The sequence below is a fragment of the Elstera litoralis genome, assembly GCF_000963705.1.
Lineage (GTDB): Bacteria > Pseudomonadota > Alphaproteobacteria > Elsterales > Elsteraceae > Elstera > Elstera litoralis.
In genome coordinates this window covers 1-3,807 of the sequence record NZ_LAJY01000398.1, presented here as the reverse complement: position 1 = coordinate 3,807, position 3,807 = coordinate 1, and the positions used below count along the sequence as shown (strand labels likewise).

At 58.6% G+C, this 3,807-nt stretch carries 5 protein-coding genes; 1 reads left to right on the top strand and 4 read right to left on the bottom strand.

The genetic code is table 11. The features are described 5' to 3' along the window. A partial coding sequence (locus VZ95_RS25720; protein ID WP_198148314.1) for a hypothetical protein occupies positions 1 to 334 on the top strand: 334 nt, incomplete at its 5' end. A gap of 139 nt (positions 335 to 473) precedes the next feature. On the opposite strand, the gene VZ95_RS14380 is transcribed toward VZ95_RS25720, so the two are convergent. From VZ95_RS14380 to secB, 4 genes are all read right to left on the bottom strand, one after another. Beyond that, positions 474 to 1,259 carry an ABC transporter ATP-binding protein gene (locus tag VZ95_RS14380; protein ID WP_045776467.1) on the bottom strand — a complete coding sequence of 262 codons (786 nt, stop codon included), beginning with the start codon at positions 1,257 to 1,259 and terminating at the stop codon, positions 474 to 476. Continuing rightward, entirely contained in the window at positions 1,256 to 2,032 is a 777-nt protein-coding gene (locus VZ95_RS14375) for an ABC transporter permease (RefSeq protein WP_045776466.1), read from the bottom strand. The genes VZ95_RS14380 and VZ95_RS14375 overlap by 4 nt, the downstream gene beginning before the upstream one ends. A gap of 54 nt (positions 2,033 to 2,086) precedes the next feature. Further along, positions 2,087 to 3,037 (bottom strand): ABC transporter substrate-binding protein, encoded by a 951-nt coding sequence (locus VZ95_RS14370; protein WP_045776468.1) that lies wholly within the window; start codon positions 3,035 to 3,037, stop codon positions 2,087 to 2,089. A gap of 141 nt (positions 3,038 to 3,178) precedes the next feature. Beyond that, positions 3,179 to 3,667, bottom strand: a complete 489-nt coding sequence (gene secB / locus VZ95_RS14365; RefSeq protein WP_045776465.1) for a protein-export chaperone SecB — start codon at positions 3,665 to 3,667, stop codon at positions 3,179 to 3,181. Between the last annotated feature and the right edge of the window lie 140 nt (positions 3,668 to 3,807).

Genomic DNA, 3,807 nt, shown 5'->3' with positions numbered 1-3,807 from the left:
GAAAAACAGAATTATTGTAGAGATAAATCCTATTATTAATAAGAACCATCCGAGCAGAGATCGTGTGAGAGGCACATTAATCGCTAATAATGATGGTACTGAATGGTTTGGCCATATGGGTGGTTTGTCTGGTGGAATAAACACCGTTAAATCAGGAGATTTTGACAGAAGAATTTGTGAAACCAAAAAAATTGAATACACTAGGTTCAGCGGATATAAAAACCATTTTTATCCAATATATTGCCCAACTCTATCACCTAAGGAAAATTTACAAATGATAAGAAATTATATCTATGAATGTAAGCGACTAAGGGATGATAATCTTAACCCTTAACCACTTTAACAAACCTCCTCGCCCCGAGGCTCACCCCCCGGGCGGGGCTTCGCTTTACACCGTACCCGCCACCTCGGCGTCTAGTGCCGCGTGCACATCGTCGGGGCGATTGTCAGCACATCTGGCGGGTCCTCCCCCCTCAATGCTCCATCGCCGCCAGTACCGCTTCGGCGCGGATTTCTTCGGTTAACCGGGCTTTGAGGGCCGAAAATTCTGGGCTTACTTTCATCGTGTAATGGCGCGGGTGCGGCAGGTCGACCGGAACATCGGCCTTGATCCGCCCTGGCCGCGCCGACATGACGATGACGCGCGAGGCGAGGAAAATCGCCTCCTCGATATCATGGGTGACGAACAGCACGGTTTTGCGGTCGCGCTCCCAGATTCCCAGCAACAGTTCCTGCATCAAGGAGCGGGTTTGATTGTCGAGCGCGCCGAAGGGCTCGTCGAGCAGGAGAATTTCGGGATCATTGGCCAAGGCCCGCGCAATCGCCGTGCGCTGCTGCATGCCGCCGGAAAGCTGCTTGGGGAAATGATTTTCGAAACCCTTCAGCCCTACTTTCTCCACATAGCTTGCGACAATCTCCCGGCGCTGGGCCTCGGGCACGCCTTTTTCGCGCAGGCCGAAGGCGATGTTATCGGCCACGGTCAGCCAGGGAAACAGCGTGTAGGATTGAAAAACCACGCCGCGATCCGGCCCCGGCCCGTCGATGGCGCGCCCATCAAGCCGCACCGCGCCGGAGGTCGGGCGGTCGAGCCCAGCGACGATGCGCAGCAGGGTCGATTTCCCGCAGCCGGAGGGGCCGAGAATAGTGATGAAATCATTCTTGGCGATGGCAAGGTCGGTCGGCTGCAACGCCGTCACCGGAGCGCCCCCCCGCACGCCGGGGAAAATGCGACCAACGCCGGTAATTTCCAGCTTGCTCATGCCAGCCTCCAAGCGAACAGCTTGCGGTTCAGCGCCCGCACCAGAAAATCAGAAATCAGGCCGATCAGCCCAATAATGATAATGCCGAAAATGATCTGGCCGGTTGCCAGCAGCGCCTGACTATCAACGATCATATGACCGATACCGCTCGACGAGCCGATGAGTTCGGCGACGATGACATAGGTCCAGGCCCACCCGAGCACGAGGCGCAGGATTTCGGCAATCTCCGGCGCATTGGCGGGAATCAGCACCCGCGCCAGCACGCCCCGGTCGCCCGCGCCCAGGGTATAGGCGGCTTCGACCAAATCGCGCCGGGTCTGGCCCACGGCAACGGCGACCATGAGCACGATCTGAAAGACCGAGCCGATGAAAATCACCAGCAACTTTTGCGTCTCGCCGATGCCCGCCCACAGAATCAGCAACGGCACGAAGGCCGAGGCGGGCAAATAGCGGGCGAAGGAGACAAAGGGCTCGAAAAAGGCTTCCACCGCCTTATAAGCCCCCATCAGAATTCCGAGCGGCACGGCCACGAGGGCGGCCAGCACAAACCCACCGACGACGCGCCAAACGGTCATGCCGATATCGCCGAGAAACCCATATTTGGTCAGCAGCAGATAGCCGTCCTGAACCATCGTCAGCGGGTCGGCCAGGAAGGTCTTCGACACATAGCCGCCGAAGGTCGCGAACGCCCAAGCGGCGACGAAGACGATAAAAAAAGCGATGCCGAGGCCGATGCGCGCGCCGCGACCGACCGGCTCCAAGGGACGGAGCATGCTGATTTTCCCGAAAAAAGGGGACGGCGACCGAAGCCGCCGCCCGACCACGATTTAGTCGAGGAACGAGGTATCGGCGAGACCGTCGAGATCGGGGATCGCCTTAATCACCCCAGCCGACAGCAGCAAATCCGCCGCTTCCTTATTGAAGCTCTTGAACTCGCCCGCAAAGAAAACCTTGTTCGCGGCCTTATCTTGCCAGCGCAGGTATTTCGCCGAGTTGCCGAACTGCTCGCCGGTCTGCTTTACGTCCGCGCCCATGATTTCATAGGATTTGGCCGGTTCCTTGGCGATCATCTCGACCGCTTCGAAGTAGCTTTTGGCAAAGGCTTTGGCGGCGGCGGGCTTTTCGGCCAGGAACTTCGGCGTGCAGCCGAAGGAATCCATCACCATCGGATAATCCAACGTGGTGGCGATGATCTTACCGGCCTGCGGCGCGGCGCGCACCGACGACAGATAGGGCTCATAGGTCATGGCGGCGTCATTCTGCCCGGCGATGAAGGCTTGCGCCGCCGGGCCGGGTTCCATGTTCACGACCGTCACGTCTTTCACAGACATGCCGTTCTTCGCCAGCATCCAGGCGAGGGCGAAATAGGGCGAGGTGCCGGGGGCCGAAGCCGCCACAGTCTTGCCCTTCAGGTCTTTGATCGAGGCAATCGTGCTGCGCACGACCATCCCATCGGCCCCATAGGATTTATCGAGCTGGAAGATTTGCTTGGTGGCAATCCCCGCCGCATTCCAGGTGATCCAGGTTTCCAGCGTCGTCGCCGCGCACTGGATATCGCCCGAGGCGATGGCGAGGTGACGGTCTTTCTGCGGGATCTTTTTGATCGACACATCCAGACCGTTTTTCGTGAAAATTCCGGCTTCTTTTGCCAGCGTGAGCGGGGCGAACCCGGTCCAACCGCTGATGCCGATGGCGACGCTATCGGCGGAAAGAGCCGAGGTCGATCCCAGCAGCGCCATCCCAAGCGCTGCGCCCATTCCCAAACGAACCGCTTTCATTATGCCCATCCCTGTTCTCGATGTTGCGGTACAACATCATCCCATCATGGGGCTGAAAGCCTGTCAATTCTCGACCGTCCGGATTCAATAAATATAGACATAACCCCGCCCCAAGCGTGCCTCGGGGCGGGGTTATTCGCTTTACGCCGTGCCGGCCGCTTCCTGTTCGGCCTGGGCTGCTGCCACGCGGCGACGGAAGAGGTCGAGGAAGTCGATGGGCTGGACCATCAGCGGCGGGAAGCCGCCGTCGCGCACGGCGTTCGCCACAATGCTGCGGGCGAAGGGGAACAGCAGGCGCGGCACTTCGATCAGCAGCACCGGCTGCAAATGTTCGTCCGGCACATTCAGGGTGACGACGCCCGCATAGGCGCATTCCACCAGAAAGGCCACATCGTCGCCATGCTTGGCGCTGGCATTGATGCTGAGCAGCACTTCGAACAGGTTCGGCCCCAACTGGCGCGCGCCCACATCGACGCGCAGTTCCACGTCCGGCGATTCTTGCTGCACCAGGCTTGCGGGCGCATTCGGGTTTTCGAAGGACAGATCCTTCACATATTGAACATTAACCGTAATCGGCGGGGCATCGTTTTGCTCGGTGCCTTGACCGTTGGTCTGATTTTCGTCGCTCATCTTTGTATCCTATGGAATTAGGTCGCCCGAATTACGTCGCCCTGGGTAGAGCGTAAGGCTCCCCTAGCACGGCTCAGGTTGCGTGTACAACCGTGGCAGCAGTGGGGTTGCTGGGAACTTTTACCACCGAGCAATTGCCG